This window comes from Acinetobacter sp. YH16042 (assembly GCF_013417245.1).
GTDB lineage: Bacteria > Pseudomonadota > Gammaproteobacteria > Pseudomonadales > Moraxellaceae > Acinetobacter > Acinetobacter amyesii.
In genome coordinates this window covers 1-1617 of the sequence record NZ_VPEJ01000108.1, presented here as the reverse complement: position 1 = coordinate 1617, position 1617 = coordinate 1, and the positions used below count along the sequence as shown (strand labels likewise).

Annotated in this window: 3 protein-coding genes; all 3 read right to left on the bottom strand. The window is 34.4% G+C overall.

Annotation, left to right across the window (positions count from 1 at the left end; all coding sequences use genetic code 11):
- Positions 1 to 194 precede the first annotated feature (194 nt).
- Positions 195 to 638 carry a hypothetical protein gene (locus FTV37_RS17335; protein WP_179991656.1) on the bottom strand — a complete coding sequence of 148 codons (444 nt, stop codon included), beginning with the start codon at positions 636 to 638 and terminating at the stop codon, positions 195 to 197.
- Positions 639 to 956: 318 nt separating this feature from the next.
- Positions 957 to 1172: a hypothetical protein gene (locus FTV37_RS17330; RefSeq protein WP_111886106.1), complete on the bottom strand. Its 216-nt coding sequence runs from the start codon at positions 1170 to 1172 to the stop codon at positions 957 to 959.
- Positions 1162 to 1458, bottom strand: a complete 297-nt coding sequence (locus FTV37_RS17325; protein WP_179991657.1) for a BrnT family toxin — start codon at positions 1456 to 1458, stop codon at positions 1162 to 1164. Before FTV37_RS17325 ends, FTV37_RS17330 begins: the two co-directional genes overlap by 11 nt.
- Between the last annotated feature and the right edge of the window lie 159 nt (positions 1459 to 1617).

Genomic DNA, 1617 nt, shown 5'->3' with positions numbered 1-1617 from the left:
ACGAAAAATCCGTGTTACTCATTCCAACCAAATAGCGTCAAAGAAAAGACCTATGACTGGTGCCAGATCGACCCTAAAAAATACTAGATGATCGGTACTTTGCTTGGTTTTTCTCATTACTGATCAGATTACAGCAAGCGCAAAGTTGCCCGACTTTGAAACATGGCTAAAGCCATATTTCAAAGAGTCGAACATTAATTCTCTTTGCACTGTGTATTCACACTAGATTGATAACAAACAAATTTTCTACCGTCAGGCTGAGTTATATAAAGATAATCCCCGACGCTGTTGTATACGGAACCATTTGAACCATAGCCATTATTTTCATTTATTTGGTAATAAGTATAACCATTTGAACCGTAAGAACGATCTTCTGTATTGTAATAAGAACTACCATCACTCCCATATGTGAAGTTACCAACATTATTATAAGAAGTAGTACTGTTATTTTGTTTTTTATTAGCATAATTAACTACGGCATCAGCCATAGCATTTAAACCATTTTGAAGTTGCTGATTTCCTTGAGAGTAACTTTGAAAATTAACACTTGGCGGTGGGATATATGTCCAGTCGTATTTATTTGCTAAGGTAGAAGTAGATAAAATAGTAAATGAAAAAAGTAGAATTAGTATTTTCATAATATTCATATTTAAGTAAAAATTAATTAATTTTAATTTGTTATAACTAATATGTATAGCTAGATGTATTGTAAGATGCCGAGTGAATGTCTACGAACGACTGAGCAACATTAAAATTTCGACCTACTTCATTATCAAGCGTAAGCGGACGAAAAAGCTTTATGAGAAATGCAAATTCATTAATGATCCTGAAAAATACTAGATGATCGGTACTTTGCTTGGTTTTTCTCATTGCTAAGCAAATTACAGCAAGCGCAAAGTTGCCCGACTTTGAAACATGGCTTTAGCCATGTTTCAAAGTATCGAGCTAAATTTTAATTAAACACGTTTCAAAGCCATGATATGACGAACCATATCGTTAATATGCTGTTTTGTTTCATTATCTTGAGAGCTTAGCCAAGTTACAACATCTGCATCAAAAGCCTTTGCTTGAGCAGTGGCATGGCGTTCTTGTAATTTTTTCACAAAATTTGGTTTTACTACTGGCGCATTGGTAGGGTCAAAATTTTTATAACGTTCTAATTCATTTTGCATGGTTATACCTCCGCTTTTGATTGTGCGATGGCTCAAAGCCAGTAATGATTCTTGCAACATCACCACGTTCAACCCAAACCACTGTTAGTAGTCTACCACGATTACTCAGACCAATTGATATTAGCCGTTGCTCATCGTAATGACCAAGATCGTCAAAGGAAATCAGCTCTGGATCAAGAAAAACGCTACATACTTCTTCAAAAGTAATTTCACGCCCTCGATAGACTATTTCCATTTTTTTATCGTGCCATTCAAATAGCAGACCGTAATACTCAATCAACGGCATGTTTAGCCTTTTCCTAGATTTACAACTTCTAAAAGTCTACTTAGAGGGTTTTACTTATTCAATAACTCATTAATTTAAATGGGTTCTAACATCTAAATTTCGTATAACAGCCATTATGTAAAATGAAGGTTTATAAATAAAATTAGCCCCCTAATTCTA